19 protein-coding genes are annotated in these 19,837 nt (G+C 44.2%); 16 read left to right on the plus strand and 3 right to left on the minus strand.

All coding sequences use genetic code 11. From position 1 onward, the window contains the following. Window positions 1–72 precede the first annotated feature (72 nt). Window positions 73–723: a Holliday junction resolvase-like protein gene (locus COPRO5265_RS06930; protein ID WP_041735851.1), complete on the plus strand. Its 651-nt coding sequence runs from the start codon at window positions 73–75 to the stop codon at window positions 721–723. On the opposite strand, the gene COPRO5265_RS06935 is transcribed toward COPRO5265_RS06930, so the two are convergent. Further along, entirely contained in the window at window positions 710–1,579 is an 870-nt protein-coding gene (locus COPRO5265_RS06935) for a GerMN domain-containing protein (RefSeq protein WP_012544469.1), read from the minus strand. The genes COPRO5265_RS06930 and COPRO5265_RS06935 overlap by 14 nt on opposite strands. Window positions 1,580–1,658: 79 nt before the next feature. On the opposite strand from COPRO5265_RS06935, the gene COPRO5265_RS06940 reads away from it, so the two are divergent. After that, window positions 1,659–3,056 (plus strand): CRISPR-associated endonuclease Cas3'', encoded by a 1,398-nt coding sequence (locus tag COPRO5265_RS06940; protein ID WP_012544678.1) that lies wholly within the window; start codon window positions 1,659–1,661, stop codon window positions 3,054–3,056. 173 nt (window positions 3,057–3,229) lie between these two features. Here COPRO5265_RS06940 and COPRO5265_RS06945 read toward each other — a convergent pair whose 3' ends face one another. Beyond that, complete coding sequence (locus tag COPRO5265_RS06945) at window positions 3,230–3,826, minus strand: GNAT family N-acetyltransferase (RefSeq protein ID WP_012544414.1); 597 nt, start codon at window positions 3,824–3,826, stop codon at window positions 3,230–3,232. 63 nt (window positions 3,827–3,889) lie between these two features. On the opposite strand from COPRO5265_RS06945, the gene radC reads away from it, so the two are divergent. The 11 genes from radC to COPRO5265_RS07000 all read left to right on the plus strand — a co-directional run bounded on the left by radC (window position 3,890) and on the right by COPRO5265_RS07000 (window position 15,855). Further along, on the plus strand, window positions 3,890–4,651 hold the full coding sequence (gene radC, locus COPRO5265_RS06950; protein ID WP_236608209.1) for a RadC family protein: 762 nt from the start codon (window positions 3,890–3,892) through the stop codon (window positions 4,649–4,651). 78 nt (window positions 4,652–4,729) lie between these two features. After that, the gene (locus COPRO5265_RS06955) at window positions 4,730–4,948 is read left to right on the plus strand and encodes a hypothetical protein (RefSeq protein ID WP_234397892.1); all 219 of its coding nucleotides are present in this window, start codon (window positions 4,730–4,732) and stop codon (window positions 4,946–4,948) included. Then, complete coding sequence (locus tag COPRO5265_RS06960; protein ID WP_012544021.1) at window positions 4,945–6,117, plus strand: DNA polymerase Y family protein; 1,173 nt, start codon at window positions 4,945–4,947, stop codon at window positions 6,115–6,117. The genes COPRO5265_RS06955 and COPRO5265_RS06960 overlap by 4 nt, the downstream gene beginning before the upstream one ends. 255 nt (window positions 6,118–6,372) lie before the next feature. After that, window positions 6,373–6,780 (plus strand): hypothetical protein, encoded by a 408-nt coding sequence (locus COPRO5265_RS06965; protein ID WP_143708136.1) that lies wholly within the window; start codon window positions 6,373–6,375, stop codon window positions 6,778–6,780. 46 nt (window positions 6,781–6,826) lie between these two features. After that, the gene (locus tag COPRO5265_RS06970; RefSeq protein WP_236608210.1) at window positions 6,827–8,035 is read left to right on the plus strand and encodes a glycosyltransferase; all 1,209 of its coding nucleotides are present in this window, start codon (window positions 6,827–6,829) and stop codon (window positions 8,033–8,035) included. 387 nt (window positions 8,036–8,422) lie between these two features. After that, window positions 8,423–10,420, plus strand: a complete 1,998-nt coding sequence (locus COPRO5265_RS06975) for a methyl-accepting chemotaxis protein (RefSeq protein WP_012543777.1) — start codon at window positions 8,423–8,425, stop codon at window positions 10,418–10,420. A 130-nt stretch (window positions 10,421–10,550) separates the two neighbouring features. Beyond that, a complete protein-coding gene (pxpB, locus tag COPRO5265_RS06980) occupies window positions 10,551–11,291 on the plus strand; it encodes a 5-oxoprolinase subunit PxpB (protein WP_012543594.1) in 741 nt (246 codons plus the stop codon). A 3-nt stretch (window positions 11,292–11,294) separates the two neighbouring features. Then, window positions 11,295–12,347, plus strand: coding sequence for a 5-oxoprolinase subunit C family protein (locus tag COPRO5265_RS06985; RefSeq protein ID WP_012544387.1), 1,053 nt, complete (start codon window positions 11,295–11,297; stop codon window positions 12,345–12,347). A 22-nt stretch (window positions 12,348–12,369) separates the two neighbouring features. Then, on the plus strand, window positions 12,370–13,155 hold the full coding sequence (locus COPRO5265_RS06990; RefSeq protein WP_012543685.1) for a LamB/YcsF family protein: 786 nt from the start codon (window positions 12,370–12,372) through the stop codon (window positions 13,153–13,155). 152 nt (window positions 13,156–13,307) lie between these two features. Continuing rightward, window positions 13,308–14,405: a hypothetical protein gene (locus COPRO5265_RS06995; protein WP_012544667.1), complete on the plus strand. Its 1,098-nt coding sequence runs from the start codon at window positions 13,308–13,310 to the stop codon at window positions 14,403–14,405. A 427-nt stretch (window positions 14,406–14,832) separates the two neighbouring features. Then, window positions 14,833–15,855, plus strand: a complete 1,023-nt coding sequence (locus COPRO5265_RS07000; RefSeq protein ID WP_143708137.1) for an LCP family protein — start codon at window positions 14,833–14,835, stop codon at window positions 15,853–15,855. Between the two features lie 364 nt (window positions 15,856–16,219). Here COPRO5265_RS07000 and COPRO5265_RS07005 read toward each other — a convergent pair whose 3' ends face one another. Then, window positions 16,220–16,645: a hypothetical protein gene (locus tag COPRO5265_RS07005; RefSeq protein WP_012544343.1), complete on the minus strand. Its 426-nt coding sequence runs from the start codon at window positions 16,643–16,645 to the stop codon at window positions 16,220–16,222. A gap of 301 nt (window positions 16,646–16,946) precedes the next feature. Between COPRO5265_RS07005 and COPRO5265_RS07010 the strand changes: the two genes are divergently transcribed. The 3 genes from COPRO5265_RS07010 (at window position 16,947) to COPRO5265_RS07020 (ending at window position 19,837) form a co-directional block, all read left to right on the plus strand. After that, window positions 16,947–17,885 carry a radical SAM protein gene (locus tag COPRO5265_RS07010; RefSeq protein ID WP_012544596.1) on the plus strand — a complete coding sequence of 313 codons (939 nt, stop codon included), beginning with the start codon at window positions 16,947–16,949 and terminating at the stop codon, window positions 17,883–17,885. A gap of 6 nt (window positions 17,886–17,891) precedes the next feature. Continuing rightward, window positions 17,892–18,911 carry an AIR synthase-related protein gene (locus tag COPRO5265_RS07015; RefSeq protein WP_012544134.1) on the plus strand — a complete coding sequence of 340 codons (1,020 nt, stop codon included), beginning with the start codon at window positions 17,892–17,894 and terminating at the stop codon, window positions 18,909–18,911. A 215-nt stretch (window positions 18,912–19,126) separates the two neighbouring features. After that, window positions 19,127–19,837: a hypothetical protein gene (locus COPRO5265_RS07020; RefSeq protein ID WP_012544242.1), complete on the plus strand. Its 711-nt coding sequence runs from the start codon at window positions 19,127–19,129 to the stop codon at window positions 19,835–19,837.

Consider the following 19,837-nt stretch of genomic DNA (forward strand, 5'->3'; position numbering starts at 1 on the left):
AAGCCATACCACATTTTGTGGAGCCAGCCAAAGCAACACTCCTGCTGGCTCCTTTTGCATTACAATACTGCTATGTGGTGGTTCTTGATTGGTTTGGCAGTGGGCATAGTCATCCTACTGTTCTTCAGGTTGGCTTTTGAGCGAGACCTAGAAAGAACACGAAGAGAACTCTACCAGCAATATGAAAACCAGTTACGTGAAAATCAACTCCGCGCGGAAGCATACTGGAAGGCGCAATTTGAAGACTGGAAAAGCCGAGAAATAGAGACCTTGAAGCAGTCCATAGATCAGCAGTATAAAGCAGCCCTGGAACAGTGGAAGCTGGAAGTGGAAGAAGAAATTAGGCAAGATGCCACTAAACGTAGCAAATCAGTCATGCTGGGTCAAATAACAGAGCATCTGGTACCTTTTTTGCCTGACTTCAAGTACAACCCAAAAGACGCTCGCTTCTTAGGAACGCCCGTGGATCTGATCGTGTTTGACGGCCTTAGTGACGGACAGTTGAAACAGGTTGTGTTCATTGAAGTGAAAAGTGGTAGTTCTAAACAACTTACTCAGCGAGAAAGACAAGTTCGCGACATCATCTTGGACAAGCACGTTTGCTGGGAACTATTCTACCAACCGTCCACAGAGTTACTCACACAAGAAAACCAGATCACCTTCGACATTGACATTTTCAGTGATACGGATAATGACGCTGGCGAGAATCCTACGGAACTATGACCTCTTCATTCCTTGTTATTTCGCTGGGCAGTCCAAAATGGCCCCAATATTCTTCTATGGAATATCCGTCTATTTCGCCTTGTGTCTTACCTTCAATACTGAGCTTTACCCTTTGAATTTCTGAAAATTCAGTCAATGTATTGCCTATGGCGTTAATACTCATAGCTTCGCCACCAGCAGACACAGGACAGTATTTGTAAGCCTCTGTTATCGCTTCCCGGCTTAAATCCACATAAGCTGTACCGTTTTCCACAGTAAACCCCAGTATGCGAGTGGTTGGAGGTAATGGCATACCCATACTTAAATCTTCGGGTCCCTCAATAAGTGATTCTAAAGCTCTAAGCGGCTTGTTCTCGTCCACCACATAATGCTCTTCAGCTTTAACAGCCCAGTCAGGATCGGCCACAATGAAATAAACCTTCACAGGAACCAGCTTTACAGGTATGGACCTATCACGGTTATACTCTTTAACCAGGTTCAGAAAGGTGTCGGTCTTATCACCCAAAGCAGCTCTAATCACATCCACAGCTGATGCAGTAGTACTTTTCAGTTCCGAAGCAATAGCGCTCTCAGCCAACCCCTCCTGTGTCAAAGCCTTCCTTTGCGAAAGCTCAGCCTTCAGTGCGAGCTGCACCACCTCTTGCTGCGTTGCAGTAAGCTCCAACTCTTTGGAAATGTTGTTGACATAAATAGAATCCATGTTGGACAAGTAACCAGGCTTTATGCTGGAACCGAAAAACCCCGTGCCATATCTGGAATACAAGAAACCCGCAGCAAAGCCAACTACGACAACCAAGATTACTATTAATATCCAGCGTGCCGCACTCCCTCTCACGCTACTGCTTTTCTTTGCCATGGTGGTGCACCTCCAACGCATTAGATAAAAACTACAGAACTTGCAGCCTTTCTCTCTCTTGTTACAGTAGAATATTAACATGAACTTAATTGAACACTACGGCCTTAAAGACGTCTATCTAACCGTCATACCAAAGCTAAATCGGGACAAAGAAGCAGGAACTCTGTGGAGCCATTCCTTGGATGTGGCGGAGCGTTTTAGAGAGCTCACTGAAAAACTATGGCGTCCGCCTGTGGGCCCAGACGCTCACCGTGTTCTACGTTACAGCCTTGATATGATGCAGAGTTTAGTGTACCTACATGATGTAGGTAAAATCGATGCACGTTTCCAAGAGCAGTTGAAAAACGGCGAGCTCATCTCCAGACACACTCTTTTGGGCTTGAATCTTGTGGTAGACGCCGCAGAAAAGCTTTCACAAAACTATCCGAAGGACTTTAGACCCACGCTGGTTTATCTAACATCCTTGGCCACCACGCTGCACCATGCTCCACTAATGAGAACCACCTTTACTAATGTTAAAGAACACCCTGACGCAAGCCTTTTGCCTGCGCACCTAAGAAGTTTGTGGGAAGAAGAGCTTAGCCAAACCATAAATCGTCTTAAACAATACAGAAAACAACTTATGATAAGCGGGTGGGAACTTCACTGGGTCTACACCTATCTCAATGGTCTTGTAGCTTTGGCTGATGAAACCTCCAGCGCTCATTATCCTTTGACCTTTTCTCACACATTCTACGTAGACTATCAAGTACCTGATCAGCCCTGCACCCATGAAGTCGGTGTATACGCTCCACAGTTATGGGCAAGACAGCTAAAGAAAGGCGTCCTTACTCCATCAGTTAGCGAAGCATTCCGATTGATGCAACCACGCATTTACACCAGCTTCTATGACATACTTCCTTTTACAATGGGCTTAGGAAAGTACAACGTAAGAATGCTCAGCTTGCTGGGCAGTACCGTTTACACCCCAAGAAAAGACTGGGCAGCATTGTTCTCAGACCTATTTAGAGCCCGAGTTATTATCACAAACCCGGCAAGGGGCCCTATAAACATTGTGCGTGCCGAGGATTACGAGAACAAACTCCCCTATTACTTACAAAGCAACGATGAAGAAACAGACGAAGTAGACGAATGGACTGTGGTTACACAAGACTACAACGACTTAGTGCCGCCATATGATTGGCTATCACTGGTGAAAAAAGTTTGGAATCAACTTGGAGAGTACGCACTAATGAACATGGGAGTGCATAACATCAAACAGCCATTTATTAAAGCTGACGTAATCCAACCCAAAGATCACATTCACAATTTAAGAAAACAGCTCCCTGAGCACATAAAGCTTTGGCCCAAGGTCCCGTTAGAAACCTTGGTTAACAAACTTGCCAGCACCCCAGTCCCACTTTATGAGGCGACCAAGGGCGCCATCATTAATGAATCCCACATACTGCTTAAGCAAAGTAACCGCGTAAGCAGGTAGCAAAACAGTTTGCTTTAATTTACTGTCGCCGCTTATAAACATAGTCATAAAGCCCTTTTTCTTTCAACCACTCAAGGACGTCCGACGCCAGCCATTCTAGTGGCACAGCAGGCTCTTTCGGATTAAGAAAGTTCTTTTGTTAGCTAAACACTCAGTAGGTACGTGGACCAAAATTACCTTAGTTCTTTCTTCATTCTATGGAAGTGGAGAACCACTTCCTGAGTCAAATTTACTGAAAACGTTCTTTCTATTCTATAACCGCGCTTTTGGTAAAAACGAACTGCATTTTCGTTTTCTGTTTCCACGTCCAGGCAGATAAACTTCGCACCGCACGAAACTGCGTCCTCTTCAGCGCGCTTCATTAATGCTGTGCCTACACCCCGTGTTTGCACTTGCTGATAAACAGCCAAGAAGGCTATGTAATAGTCTTCACGCGAAATTCTACTAACCTGTGCATCCAATTTGAGAAGTGCTGGCAGGGCTTTGAAAAACTGAAGTCCCAAGTGCTTGATCATGAGGTAACCGGTACTCAGCTGTTCGTTCTGTTTAGTTTGCCAATCGTAGCCCACTACCAATCCAAGGATGTCATCACCATCTTGAGCAAACAAGCAATGAGAGAAGCTGAACAAATTCCTATCATGCTCGTACAACAGCTGCAAAAGCTCCACTGCCCTTTTTTCTCCGAACAACTTTGAGAAAAATGGAGCTGCAAGTAGCACCAGCTCAGAGAAATGGTTCTTGTCTTCCAAAGTTCCTTTCCTGACAACCATCAACTTCTCCAGTGTTTGTTAACTAATACTAGTATGAGAGCTAGATAGTCTGACCATATATAATTGAAACATGCTGCTTCTAGGCGCACATACTTTTTCAAAAGGGCTATTTGTCCTGTGAGTAACCCCAATTACAAAATTCCGATAAAGGAATGGATTGTTTCTGAACGCCCCAGAGAGCTGCTTCTTTCTAAAGGACCTGAGCACCTGCCTGATGCAAAACTGCTCGCTATCATACTACGTACGGGCAATAAAGAGGAAACAGCGGAAGATTTGGCACGACGCCTGCTGAACACCTTTGGTGGCTTCACTGGACTGTACCGAGCCAGCGTAGAAGAACTTCTACAAATCAAGGGAATGGGAAAAGCCAAAGCCGCTCAAGTAAAGGCGGCATTGGAAATAGGTAAGCGGTTTCTCCAAAATGAAACTGTGGAAGAAGCAAGAATTACTACCCCTGAAGATGCCATCGAGTATGCAGCACGTTATTTCTCTTCCATGCTAATGAACGAAGGTAAGGAACACTTCTGGATACTGCTGCTAGATAGGAAGAATCGCCCCATAAAACACGTAGAAATCAGCGTAGGCAGTTCAATACAGACCACGGTTGACCCTAAAGAAATATTGAAACAGGTAAGCTTGACTTCAGCTCAAGCGCTCATTTTGATACATAATCACCCCAGTGGAGATCCTAGTCCCAGCCGAGAAGATGTGGCAGTGACAAAACAACTAAAGCAAGCCTGCGAATTGGTAGGCGCTCAGCTTCTTGACCACATCATTGTGGGCAAGAACCAGCATGTAAGCTTAGCCCGAGAAAAGTTGATTTAGAAGTCCCACAGCTTTTTACATGGTGTAGGTGCTACTTTACTATATGTATGGTATACAATTGTTTGCTATAATATGGTTATGACAGTCATGGTGCTTTACCATGGTGCAGAATTTAAGCCTTTAGCTTTCAGAGACGGGCAACGCTGGCAAAAAGTAAAAACCTTGCAGCAAAAATGGCAGCAACCGCAGGGTAATCGCCAGCTTTACCACTTCGTAATATCCACAGAAGAAGACCAAATCTGGGAACTCGTTTACCTGTGGCCCGACGGTTATTGGAGAGGATGGTGCTTGCCATGAGATGGATCATGCACGTGGACATGGACGCCTTCTTCGCCAGCTGCGAACAAGCCATCAATCCAAAACTAAAAGGTAAACCCATTGGAGTCATGGCTGACCCCTATGGCAGAGGGAAAAAACGCTCCGTCATAGCTGCAGCATCTTACGAAGCTAAACGCAAAGGCGTAAAAGCTGGCATGCCTCCCAAGGAAGCTTTTAACCTTTGCCCTGACCTTATTCTGGTGCAAGCTCATCCATCATTCTACGGTTACGTGCATAACCAAATGCTCAAATACGCAAGAAGCATTTCTTCTGAGGTAGAAAATTACAGTATTGACGAATTCTTCATGACTTACTACGGCAAAGATCCAGATAAGGTAGGTGAAGAAATCAGAAGATACGTAAAGAAGCAGTTTGGTATTACTTGTTCCGTAGGCATTGCTCCGGGAAAAATCTTAGCAAAAATGGCAACAGAGGAAGGCAAACCTGATGGACTCACTTGGTGGAAACCACAGGCCATACCCAGTGTTTATAAGTACTTGCCCGTATCAGCCATACCAGGCATAGGTTCCCGCAGAGAAGCTCTACTCAATAAAAATGGTATATATACCTTAGAAGATTTAGCCTTAACGCCAAAACCCATAATCAAAAACCTTATGGGCATACTTGGCGAGTACTACCAAAAAATCGCTCAAGGCATTGACGAAACGCCTCTTATTACTCAGGAGTCACCTTTAAAAAGCATTACTCGCAGTGTTACTTTGGACGCAAGCACCTTAAGCCCACTGGTAGTAGAAGCAGTGGGACGTCTGCTTTGCGATTCTCTTGGTAAAGGTTTGGAAGAAATTAACTCCCGTGCAAAAGAACTTTTCATATTTTTACGCTACGATGATATGAGTGCAGAATCAACAGGCATGAAACTGGAATTTTACACTAATGACCCCGACGTAATTTTTCATAACTTCAAAATGCTAAACAAAGAACTCAGACCGTATAAGCAAGGCGTACGGTTGGTTGGCGTAGGCATGACTGACATAAGGCAGCACTACACCCCTAGCCTTTTCTACCAAGAAAAACCAAATCCATTAAAGCCCGTAGTAGAAAAGATACGCCAGCGTTATGGTTACGACAGCATCATACCTGCTAATTTGCTACTGGCAGAGCCTTACACCAGCATTATTGCCGAGTAAATACGGCTCTTTAACCATACTTACGGACTGAACCTGCTCGGCAATGAATTGAATGGGTTGGAAACCAGTTCACACAAGCCATTATTTTGATTGTTTCAATTATCCTGGAGAGAGTTCGAAAATGGACACTAGATACTTATGCTTTTATCCAGTGAATTAAAATCGCACAAGTCCTATACAAAAAAACCACTCCTATTAATCTGCGCTTAATCAAACTCAGCATAGCTACAACACTGAATAGTGTATAAACAAACCATGAATAAATTACAAACAAGCAAAAATAAAGAATTAACAATCTTGAATAAGGTCATTAACGTTTCTTCCACTTCTTTGGCTTGGGCTCTAATATTAGGCGTTGTAACATGGGTTATAGGTGCCCTCGGATGGTATGCTGTTGGTACTATCTGGAATCAGCATCTTTTTGTACCTCAAAGCGTTAGAAGTACAGCTGTTACCGTACTATTACTAAGTGCTTGGCTCCTTATTTTGTTTGCTTTATTCTCGGCATGGAAAGCTTACAACCAAAATCGATATTTTAGAAACAACAAGAGGAGTATAGAGCCTTTAAGATCCGCTAATAAACCTATTGAATGGGCAGAAATTACTATTGACCCTGAAGAGGGGAACTTTCTAAAAAGCGAGCAAGTGAGCAATGAGTCTTAACTACTGGCAACTTTTTAGTTATTACGTATTTCTATTCCCACTCGTTATGAGTGTTGTGTACGCTGTTGGCGGAGTTTATTTTTGGTTCCGCCGTGAAAAACGTTCTGAGGCAACAGAACGTACAATCCCAACCGAACAATGGCCTCACGTTACAATACTTGTACCTGTCCACAATGAAGGCGCAACCATACAAGATACCATGCAGAATCTTAGCAGTTTGGATTATCCAGATTACGATGTGGTCTTCATAGATGACAACTCGGTCGATAATTCTGCTGACATCATCAGAGAGCACTTAAAAACTGCTCAGAACTTTCATCTCATCCATTTGAGCAAGAACGTGGGGAAGGCAGCTGCTTTGAATAATGCCTTGACTAGAATTGGCGACACGCCCATTGTGGTAGTGCTAGACGCAGATACCACGTTGAAAAGTGACGCTTTAAAATGGCTAACTTTACCTTTCACTTACCAACCACGCCTTGGTGCTGTTACAGGTAATCCCGTAGCAAGGAATAGAAAGAACCTTCTTGAGAAAATTCAGACAGCTGAATTCGCCTCCATTATTGGACTACTTAAGAGGTCTCAAAGGGTCATGGGGAGAGTGCTTACAGTATCAGGTTGCGCTACGGCATACAGAACAGACGTTCTTATAAAAGTGGGCGGTTTTTCTAGTAATTCTGCTACTGAAGATATTGACATAACATGGAAATTACAAAAAGCTCATTACGAAGTATGGTTTGCTCCAAAAGCAGTTGCGTACATAGAAGTACCTGCGTCTTTTAGTTCTTACTGGAAACAAAGAGAGCGTTGGGCTTTAGGTGGATGGCATCTGCTAAGGACGCACAAAGACATCTTTCAACGTTGGGAGCACAGAAGACTTTGGCCCATATACGCTGAATTCTTTCTCAGCTACATTTGGTCATTACTGTTCGTTTTTGGCACCGCTACGTGGATTGTTACTTCAATATTTCTGGCCGAGCCCGCAGGGCTTAATCCAGTACCCGCATGGACTGGAGCAGTCCTAATTTTCGCATGTTTATTCCAATTTGGAGCAGCACTTTTGGTTAATCGCCAATATGACAAAACGCTTTGGCGAGCTTTCTTCTATGTACCTTGGTATCCACTGTTCTTTTATGTTATAAACGCTTTAACAGTGGTTTGGACAGCACCAAAAGGGCTAATGGGAAGCTTAAATAATGTAGGGAAGTGGCAAAGCCCTGCGAGAAAAACAGTGAAGCCCTTAGTACAAGGGTAAATATTTGAATACTTTAATAAAACAGGTCACTCCATGAACGGCAGTAGCTTGGGTTTCAAAGCAGTGTAACCATATTGGCTACCCCATCAGCTCCATTGCTACTGCTTCAAACTATACATATACATATAGCCTATACCAAGAATCATGAAGAACTCAGAGTCTAATGTTACACACTGAACTTCAAGATCATTAGTATCCCCTTTTTAGCTAAAACAACTTTGTCTGTAATATTTCATAAAGTAGCCAAAACACAATAGAACACCACGAGAGGGTTTGCAAAGTTTCGTCAAGTAAAAAACTTCCGTAAAGTACACACGTATTCTTGCATATAGATACCCAGTCAACAATGTTAAAATACATTTCATCCGGACCCACAGGAGGGGTGTCATGAAGACAAAATCTTTGAAGCTTAAACTATCGCTAACCATAGTAGTAACAGCACTTATCCCGTTATTGCTTCTTGGTGTTGTTGTAGCCTACCGCACTGCTGGCAACATTAGGTCCTTAGTAAGCAACCAGTTGCAGACTCAAAATGCAGCAGATGCTTCTAGTATTCTCGCGTTTACCGATATTCATGGTTATTTAGCTTCTTATTTAGCCTCTAGCGATAGCGTAATAAGCTTGGCAGAAAGCGGCGACTTCACTATCCTCCAACAAGTACTGGCCATGTTCGATACAGCTCTAAAAGAATATCCATCCACAATGAACGTCTACGTCGGCACTAAAGATGGATTGATGTTCATACGACCTGAGCAAGAACTGCCAGCTGATTTCGACCCTCGCACCAGACCTTGGTATGAGGAAGCAATTGCAAACCCAAACAGCTACATCGTAACAGAGCCCTACACAGACGCTGGCTCTAAGAAAACGGTTATTTCAGTAGCTAAGGCGATCTCGTCTAATGGCGAATATGTAGGAGCAATAGGAATTGACTTCGAAATCAACAAGGTTGTAGAAGAGATTTTTGGCGACACAGGTGACACCCAGAAATACTTGATCAATGGAAGTGGCAAAGTTTTACTAGCCAGTAAAAATGCCTCCATAAAGGCTGACACTGACTTGAATACTGAGAACTTATTCAAACAGGTCCAGGAAGCCTCTTCCAAAGGAGGATTGTTCGAGTTTTCATACAAAGGCAACAACAGTTACGCGTTGGCAATGCAACTGCCCAATGGTTGGTATTTTCTTTCCCTAGTACCTCGCACAGTGGTATCTCAGCCCATAAGCTCCATAATATTCACAACTCTGATAATTGGTGCTCTTGCTCTCATCTTTGCAATTCTGTTAGGATTCATATCAACCCAGAACATGCTTATTAAGCCAATTGAAAAGCTTAGAACAAGCGTATCAGCAGTCGCAAAAGGAGATTTAACGTCAACAGTTGAAGTAAGTAGCAAGGACGAGATTGGAGAAATGGCTCAAGACATCAACACCATGATTCAGGCGCTGAACGAAATAATGACTACTAGTACTGAAGCTGCAAGAAAGTTATCAAACGCTGCAACGAACTTAGCAGCTCTCACAGAAGAAACGAGCGCTTCAGTAGAAGAAGTCACAGCACAGTCCGGTGAAGTTGCAACAAACGCCGAAGCCACATACAGAGCCATTGAAGACTTTACAGGAGGCGTGGATCAGGTTTCTAGAACAGCACAAAGCATAGCTTCAGATGCTCAGAATCTTGCTCAGCAAACAGGGAATATTAGACAATCGGCTGAAGAAGGTCAAATGCGCATTGCCCAAGTAGTAGAGAACTCTGAAAAAGCGCTCCAAAATACAGACAGAACAGATAGAACCATGCAGAAACTAACAGAAGATGCCAAGAGTATTAGCTCCATAGTAAAAACCATAAATCAAATTGCTGAGCAAACAAATCTACTTGCGTTAAATGCTGCCATAGAAGCCGCTAGAGCTGGAGAAGCTGGAAAAGGTTTTGCAGTAGTCGCAGATGAAATAAGAAAACTAGCAGAGAAGAGCCAGCAAGCAACCGAAAACATTGCCCACATACTTGACATCATCCAGAAGAGAATTTCAGCAGTAAGTGGTTCTGTTGGTGAAAACCTTTTATCTGTACAGGAAGCCGTACAAAGGGCAAGAGAAACACAACAGCAATTCTCTACTATTCTCCAAGAAGTAATAAAAGTAGCATCCACAGCAGAAAGCTTTGCTGCAAGTGCGGAAGAACTTAGTGCGTCTACGGAAGAATTAAATGCTGCAGCTGACACAGCGATTAAGCCAGTGCAAACAATTGCTGACCAAGTGCACCAAATCAGTGAAGTCTTGAAACAGCAATCGCAGGCAGTATATCAAGTAGCTCAAGAGGCATCCTCTATTGAAGAATTAGCAAACCAGCTAAGGCAAATAGCGGAAAAGTTCGTGCTGCAGTAAGCATAACTTGAGCAATTGCATGCAAAGAAGGGGCAGCATTTCTGCTCCTTCTTTTTTGCTGTCCATGTTCTTTTCTTCACTTCCGTATTAGACTTTTTATTATGTATGCAGGAGGTGGAAGGTTTTGGACATGGGCTTTTGCATAAAACCAGCAGGCGATTCTGCGCTTTTAGTGCAACTAGGCAATAAAATTTCACCAGAACTAAATGCTAAAGTTAGGGCGCTCAACGTAGCACTGCAGCATAATCCCATTGAAGGCGTCATTGAAACTGTGCCAGCGTATTGCTCACTGCTGGTGTGTTTTGATCCTCTTAAGTTGGAACCGGCAACGCTTGAGAAACACCTTGAAAGAGCTATGGAAACTACCTGCGAGGGAAACATTTCACAGCCATCAGTGACTGTGATACCAGTATGCTATGGCGGCGATCTTGGACCAGACCTTGAGTTTGTTTCTGCCTACTGCAAGCTTGACCCCGAAGAGGTCATAGCACTGCACAGTGCACCGAACTATCTCATTTACATGCTGGGTTTCACTCCCGGCTTTCCATACTTAGGAGGCATGGATCCGCGCATTGCCACGCCACGTTTGGAGAATCCGAGGATCAAAATCCCTGCTGGCTCCGTAGGCATAGCAGGAGAACAAACTGGTATCTATCCTGTGGACAGCCCTGGTGGTTGGCGCATCATCGGGCGCACACCCGTTAACATATATGATCCTTTCAGGACCCCGCCAGTACTGTTCAGCGCTGGCAATTACATAAGATTCCAAGCTATTACAGCTGAACAGTATCAAACCATTAAAGAACAGGCCAAAATCGGTGCTTACAAAGTTCGAACATATAACCTTGAAGAGGAGAAAGGTATGCTGTAACAAATGCCTACGTTTTTTGAAGTTGTTTCACCGGGTTTTCTAACCACTGTACAAGACAGTGGCCGTTTTGGTTACCGAAGCATTGGCATGCCCGTTACAGGAGCTTTGGACCAGTACAGTTATAAAGTAGCAAACTTACTCGTCGGCAATGATGAAAGCGCTGCCTGTTTGGAAATTACTTTACTAGGACCCACTCTTAAGGTACATGGCTCAGCCGTCATTGCTCTAACTGGTGCACTGTTTCAAGCTACGTTAAATGAACAGCCCTTACCACAGTGGCAGGCAGTTGAAGTTAAAGAGAACGACATCATTACAATATCGGAAACAAAAGTCGGTGCAAGAGGATACCTGGCAGTAGCCGGGGGATTTTACGTGCCCATGGTAATGGGTAGCAGGTCTACCTACATCCGTGGCAAGATTGGTGGCTTTCAAGGCAGACCCCTCCAAAGTGGAGACAAACTGGAAATTGGCTCGCCTTCAAAAGAACCATCGCAGTATGTAGGCAAGCTTATTCCCATGGAGTACGTTCCAAAGTACGTTATAAACGCTGATAATGACATCATCACATTACGCGTTATTATGGGACCACAAGATGATTACTTTTCCAAAAAAGGAGTGCAAAACTTCCTCAATAGCACGTACATAATTACTGCTGACTCCGACCGCATGGGTTACCGCTTGGAAGGCGAACGCATAGAACATATCAGAAAAAACCACACCCAGATCATATCCGATGGCATTCCACTCAGCGCTGTGCAAATACCAGGTGATGGCATGCCCATTATCATGCTCGCTGACGGACAAACCACTGGAGGTTATCCCAAGATAGCCACAGTCTGCTCAGCTGATCTTCCCCTCTTAGCTCAGGGTAAGCCAGGAAACAAAGTTCAGTTTGTGGCAATCAGCATGGAAGAAGCCGTTTATCTTCTAAAAGAGCAAGAAGATAAGCTTTGCAAGCTCCGGCTTGTGCTTAGCCCTAATGCTTCCGCTAGTGCCAAGCATTTCCGTGTGGCAGTGGGCAATCGGTATTTCGATGTATGGGTGGAAGAACGCTAAGTAATGAAAGGAGGAACAGCTAATGCCACTCAAGGTTGATTTAAATGCCGATATGGGAGAAAGCTTTGGCGCCTATAAGCTGGGATTGGATAGAGAACTATTAAACCTTGTAACTTCTGCTAACATAGCGTGCGGGTTCCATGCAGGCGACTACATGGTCATGCAGAAAACAGTAAACATGGCAGCTTCTAAGAATGTGGCAGTGGGAGCCCATCCCGGTTTTCCAGATCTTCAAGGGTTCGGACGCCGTAACATGCAACTTTCACCTGAAGAAGTGAGAAACTTAGTTATCTACCAAATTGGAGCATTGCAACCTTTTGCAAGAGCTGAAGGTACGGAGCTGAAACATGTTAAACCTCACGGAGCACTTTACAACATGGCGGCAGTAAATTATGAGCTCGCAAAAGCTATTGCCGAAGCTGTAAAAAAGACAGTACCTGACGCCATCTTGCTTGCTTTGGCAAATTCAGAAATGGTTAAAGCAGCTAATGATGTGGGCATTAGAGTGACACAGGAAGTGTTCGCAGACCGTGCCTACAATGAGGATGGCACGTTGGTGCCCCGTTCCATGCCGGGTGCAGTCATAGACGACCCATTGCAAGCCACAGAGCGTGCATTAGAAATGGTTCTGGAAGGCAAAGTAACAGCCATAAACGGCAAAGAGATACCCATTGTTGCACACAGTATTTGTGTTCACGGTGACAACCCGAAGGCCGTAGAACTGGCTTCAAGCATACGTAAGCAACTGGAAAAAGCCCACGTAGAAGTGGTAGAGCTAACCTACGTGCTAAAAGCGGCATATTCGTAACAACCAAAATAAAAAGTGGTATTACACAAAACATGTATGTTCTTTCAGACAACATGTGCTAAACTACCTTCAATAAACGGGGGAGTCAACCTAAAAGACAGTGCAAGGTTCCAAAAAAACTGTGTTGAGCTCCTCTTGGGGGTGAGTAGTTTATGATGAAACGTTCATTTGGACTGTTGGCTTGCCTTCTAACAGTGACTATTTCCCTACTTGGCTGCACAGGAACCACAAGTGAAAACACTGTACCGCTGCTGCTGGAATACAACAACGAAGAGAAAATCAGTTATGTGAAAGCTCTGTGGGCACCAGAAAAAGGCACCGTGGAAATTGGCAAGGACCCCGTGCTTTCCTACCCTAACAACGACAAGCAAGTAGTAGCTCTGCACTGGGAAGGTCCTGACAGTGTTACTGTTTTTACCAGAGAAGCTACAACTAACCTTGCACAGATACAAACAAATGGAGTAAAAGTAAATGTGATCAGCTTAGCCAATTCCTTACCAATCTATTACGACCCATTGGTCGCATATACCACCAACGAAGCGATCTATGCTGCTGGAGTAGGCGCTGCTGCAACAACTATTTCTAAGATAAGTGCGACTGGCATGCAACAATACCAGGTAGCCAACGGAACCTTTTTAGGCTTAGGTGCCATGGACGACAAGATCTACGTGCTGGTGGGGAAACAGCAGCCCTACGTGCCACCCGAGACAGGGACAATCCCCGGCTCAGCAACCATGTCAATAATTCTTGATATCATCAACCCTGATGGAAGCATGACGGTAAAGACGGTCACAGACAACTACGATGCATCCATATTAACATTGGCAGAACTTGACATACCTTTTGCCAATGGCTGTTTCTACTTAGACAGTTTACGGTTGGATGTAACTTCTACGGAACCAAAACTTGTTGAAGTAACATCTATTACCAAAGGTCTTAAAACCGTAGGAACTGCCACAAAGCTTGAACCCTTCACATTTTATGAAGAAACGACTTTCCCATCTTACACCAAATACAAAGACTATCTTGTAGCCGTCGGACAAACCGTTGGACCGAATGAACTCACCATAGCAGCGTTCAAAAATGATGAACTCGCAGGTTTTACATTAATCACTCCATACAGCAGGCTTAGACCCATCCCAGAACAATTGAAAACTACTAAAGTATACACATACGACGCTCACGGAAAGCAGCTCAATAGTTATGCAATAAACACTCCTGAAAGCGTTGTAGTTCCAATGACTCCGTAAAGGTACAAGCAAAAACAGAGAGATGAATAACACATACTCTTTGAAGAAACGCCTTCAATAATGCACTAGAGAAGTAACCTAACCGTGAGAGGAAACAGAGAAAAATCTAATACCTGCAATAATCTTAGTTGCAATACCTTTTGTTGCTTGCTTGCTCGCCGACAATAGACTGCCTGAGTCGGCTCTTCATCACTGGGCGCTTCTGGTTAACCAAACAGCTACAGCAAAAGGTTTTCTGCCGCTTTCTTTCTTCCTTTCATAGTACCGGGAATTAACACACTGCACTGCTCATACCAATCGCTGGCCCATTAATGAGAAACATCATGCAGTTCATGGATTATTACCACGGCTTTGCTGCACCATTCCTTAAACTGCTCTTTGCATGCTCACGCCAATCAAAGTAAGCTCATAAGATATAATTCTTGAGGTGAAAAAGAAATTCAGTTTCGCAAATATTCTGATCGTCATCAGTTTGGTAGCTGTTTTCTGTGTATCTTTTGTTGGCGGTGTTTATGCTCAGAAAATCTTGCTGCCGAAAACTGGTAGTTTAAGCATTTCAGACATCTTGGGCTCTGCCACAAACACATTGTCAAGCATGACAGGTTCGAAAAATGACCAAGTTTGGCTCTTAGCTGGGCTCGATACGGTAGGTAAGATGAACCAAGGTGGCTCAGTGGGTCATAACGACACGCTCATACTGGCATTCATACACGGTTCTACAGTGAATTTGCTTTATATTCCCAGAGATTCTTTGGTCGACATACCAGGTGAAGGCATAACAAAGCTCACGCATGCCTCCATGTATGGTCAGGGGCAAACATATGGTGGTTTGAGCAAACTGGTGCAAACAATTAAGGATAATTTTGGAGTGACCGTTGATCATTACGTAGTTGTGAATTTCACAACCATAACAGAGATGGTGGATTTAATGGGTGGACTCACAGTGGATGTGCCGCAAAGATATTGCTATGAAGGTGTCGGTGTTCCCGATTACACATGCCTAAGCCCAGGTACTCACACACTTAATGGCACGCAGTTCTTGGTATACTGGCGTGTGCGTGACTTTGGCACCACCCACATGTCCGATTTAGATAGAATTTCTAGGCAAATGTCACTGATAACAGGAACTAATCTTAAAGACCAAGTCATTTCTAAGCTTTCACCATCTTTTCTGTCCAGTGCCGTGAACATATGGAACGACTACGTCATTTCAGATATGAATCTGGTTGAAGTGGCGCAACTGGCTACAAAGATGAAAAATGCTCACCTTGTTGTGGATGTACTGCCTGGCGATTTTCATGTAAGACACGTTTTTGATCTAAGCGTACCTGTTGATGTTTACAAGTGGGATGCCGGTTGGCTAAGGAATTGGTACATTACAACTCTGGGAAATGTTGGACAAGCCTTTGCCTCAGGCGTAAATCCAACAGATTTTGGCACTTCCCAATGAATTACCGTTAGTTCAAATCATTGAGCTTCACATGAACGTTTTATTCGCTCTTTGATCTATCCACCCCATATGTATGTAACATGGCTACACTTGAATGTTTCTATGTGCAGCAGCAACCCTTTCAAAGATTGCAGGTTATGAAAACACGAGAATAGGTCCGATGAGCGATGGACTCTCCACCGAACCTATTCTCTGTTACCCTTGGTTTACTTTTTTATTTGCAATTGCAGTCATTACTTGGAATGGCAACACGTTCGAATATTTCTTTATATACTTCTTCTGGACTTGTACCCCAATGCACCAATAGATTGGGTTGGCAACTTGTTATCTCGCCCTCCGGTATTTCCTCTAAGGCTGTCCAGAATCATACGTCGTAGTTACCCTTGCTCGCTTCTTCCAAAGATGGGCTATAAAGCTTGTACCCCAAATAGCCTGATCCTGTTGATGGATGACTTGCCTCAATATCGTCATGAGCTGCCTGAATTTCTATCCAGTTTTGTACTGCACTTATCTGATCATCGGTCAAGTAATACTTATTTCTGTCCAGCCACGCCTGAGCTTGCTTTATGGTCCAGTCATCACTTGCCGTTACGTTCAAGTCCTCTTCAAACCACAGTTCTGCTCTTATATAACCGCTGTTTTGTTTCACTTCGAATGTGGGGTTGGTTGATACCGGGTTGGATTTCATAATCTGGTCAACTTCTTCCCAGCCTTTCGGGTAAGCATAATTGTAGCGAGCAGGCAAAGCAAAAACATAACTGTCATTTTCAGCCAGCTTAGTGGGTGGCATTGGAGCAGCGCTCACTGAAAGCTCTTCGCTTTCAACCTAATGAACCCACAATCATGATGACCAACAGCAGTCACGTTAATCTTTTTGTACCTATCTTCTTATGCCTCCCTGCTCCATGGATACGGTGTGATTGTACGCCTATGAAGCCTTGTCATCGCATCTGGCGGTTTAATCGTATTGACCAAATTGTTTGCTTGCCCATGGTCTGCATTGATCTCTTTGTGCATATCCACAGAATGAACAGCAACATACTATAATGCGAAGAGGGAGAAGCACAGAACATCCCGCTAAGGAGGGAAAAATGACAATCTTTGGGCCGATACCATCCAGAAGACTGGGCGCAAGCCTTGGTGTTAATAACATCCCGTACAAAATATGCTCTTACAACTGCGTTTACTGCCAGGTAGGACGCACGCTACACATGCAAGTGAAGCGTACCTTATACAGTAATCCATCAGAAGTTTTCGACGAGGTTAAGAAAAAAGTAGAAAGGATAGGGGAAACTCAGCAAAACGTTGACTACATATCCATTGTCCCAGACGGTGAACCCACTTTGGACTCAAGCTTGGGTGAACTCATAGAAAGGCTCAAAGATTTAGGCCTACCCGTAGCAGTTATAACTAACAGTTCTCTCACCTGGGATAAATCAGTCCAGGAAGATCTTAAAAAAGCTGACTGGGTCAGTGTGAAAATTGATGCCGTCTCGCCTAACACTTGGAAACAAATAAATCGACCTCATGCTTCCCTTTCCTTGGACGAAATCTTACAGGGCATGCAGGAGTTCGCAGGCTCGTACACAGGAACCTTGTGCACAGAAACAATGCTAGTAAAAGACTTAAACGATAATCCAGAAGAACTTACTGCCATTGCAAACTTCGTTAAATCTCGCATAAGCCCTTATAAAGCCTACATCGGAGTTCCCACTCGGCCACCAGCGGAACCATGGGTTAGCCGCCCGGAACCTGAGTCAATCACTGCCGCTTACGCCATCTTCACAAAAGAGGGCTTAAACGCTGAAACTCTAACCGGTTATGAAAGCAGTGGTTTTGTTGTCACCGATAACCCCGTAGAGGAAATACTGGAAATAACAGCCGTCCACCCTATGCGAAGAGACGCAGTAGAAGACGTACTCAATCGCTTTGGCGTGGGAGAAGAAGTACTCCAGCAGCTCGTAAAAGAAGGAAGAATTAGAAAAGTCCATTATGAGGGTTGGGATTATTACATAAGAGTTATGAGGTGAAAACAAATGGCAAAGTTCTCCTTTGAAGTTATGCAGGAGTGTGTTTACCCTTTCACTGTAAAGGAAAGCGAAGATCCTGATGTAATTCTGGGTTCAGCCTTCGGCGAAGACGTTGCTGTTACGCGAGTGGGAGACGATTTGCTGCTCTCACATGTCGACCCCATTGTCGGTGCCGTAAATGGTATCGGCTGGCTTGCCGTTCACGTGGCATGCAACGACATTGCAGCAAGCGGTATAAAACCACGGTGGGTGCAGTTATTGGTCATGCTTCCATCGCTAGACCAGCCTGAGGAGTTAAAACAGATAATGTCAGATGCAGCGAGAGCAGCAGACAGCTTGAACGTTACTATTATAGGAGGGCACACAGAAGCCTCCAATGGCCTCAGACGGCCCTTAGTCGCAGCCACTGCACTAGCGCCTGCCTGTGGCAAAAGAGTCGTAAGAACCAGCGGTGCTAAACCAGGGGACATCATCTATGTAACACGCGGAGTGGGGCTCGAAGGAACAGGCATTCTAGCTTCTGACTTCGCCGTTGAAGCAAGAAAACGCGGCCTAACTGACCAGGACCTAAACGAGGCTCTAAAACTACTTTCTTCTGTGAGCGTGGTGTCAGAAGCACTGAAGCTTGCAGACCTAGGCGCTACTGCCATGCACGATGTGACACGAGGTGGCATACTTGAAACATTGTTGGAAATAGCTTCCTGTTCCGGTGTATGCATGGAAGTAGATCGATCAAGAATTCCTGTGCCAGAAGTTGTCAAGCGCTTTGCTAATGCTTTCGAATTTGATCCACTAAAAATGATTTCCTCAGGCACCTTGGTGGCTACATTACCCCCTGAAATGTGCGAAACAGCCGAAGCGTTATTTGAAAACCAACCATGCAAACTCTTTCGTATAGGCGTTGTGACAGAAGGAAGAGGTGTTCTTCTGCGTTCTGGCTCTGAAAGCCACCTTTACACACAAATAGCCTGTGAACAAGACGAATTAACTCGCATGTGGGCACTTCTAAGACCCGAAGGCAATTAAACATGTAACAGGCAGAAGTATTATGAAAGGCTGTTTCCGCTGCTCGCCGCAGTTCGAGCAATACATTCTAGGCAGCACGGCGCTCTTTTCACCCATTCTATTCGTAAAGAAGAGCAGTTTCATGAAAAAGTGATATACTAGGCTTACAAATGGGGGTGTTGTCCTCGGGGGTGTTGTCCTCGGGGGTGTTGTCGCCCGATGGGAGGCGTAAGATTATGAGAAACGTTAGGTTCTCAAGAGATGGATGGAAGGTTATGTTGGTTACAGTCATTATTCTTGCTCTTATCCTCACAGGTATGTTTACGCTAAGTTTTAAGCAACCCGCTGTGGCAAAAGCAGAAGTTGAGAAGACTGAGGTAGAGTCATTGGTTAAGAAAGCAGCCCTGATTTTTGCCACTGCAGTTCCACATGATAAAACACTTACATCTAATGCAACAGTTACTGAACTAAACATTACAGATGGCGGCATAGAGGCCATCGTAAACACGGAATGTACCTTTCTCCTCGATTACAAGAGCCCTTATGATGAGCCTCACTTAAAAGGGAAAACACAGTGGCTTGCGGAGAATAAGTCCAGACTCACAACAGAAGAGATAAACGTTGCTGAAACAGAAATAAAAATACATGAGGACTGGGTAAAGTGGGAAATGGAGGTTCCGTTCGGGTCCAGTGCCACTTATAAACTAACTGCTGCGAATTTACAAGAAGCCCGAAATGGAAACTTTACTGTGTACTTGTGGACTGATATCGACAGAGTAAAAAACGGCACAGTACAGAACTGGATACCAAACAATATTTTTATACCAACTGACGAAGAAGCAACAAACAGAGCTTATGAAACATTTGGTGACTACGTAAAACAACTAACACCAATTTACGCAGAAGCAGAGCAAACCGCGATAGAGAGGTTTGACAGTAAGGACTAA

It is taken from the genome of Coprothermobacter proteolyticus DSM 5265, assembly GCF_000020945.1.
Lineage (GTDB): Bacteria > Coprothermobacterota > Coprothermobacteria > Coprothermobacterales > Coprothermobacteraceae > Coprothermobacter > Coprothermobacter proteolyticus.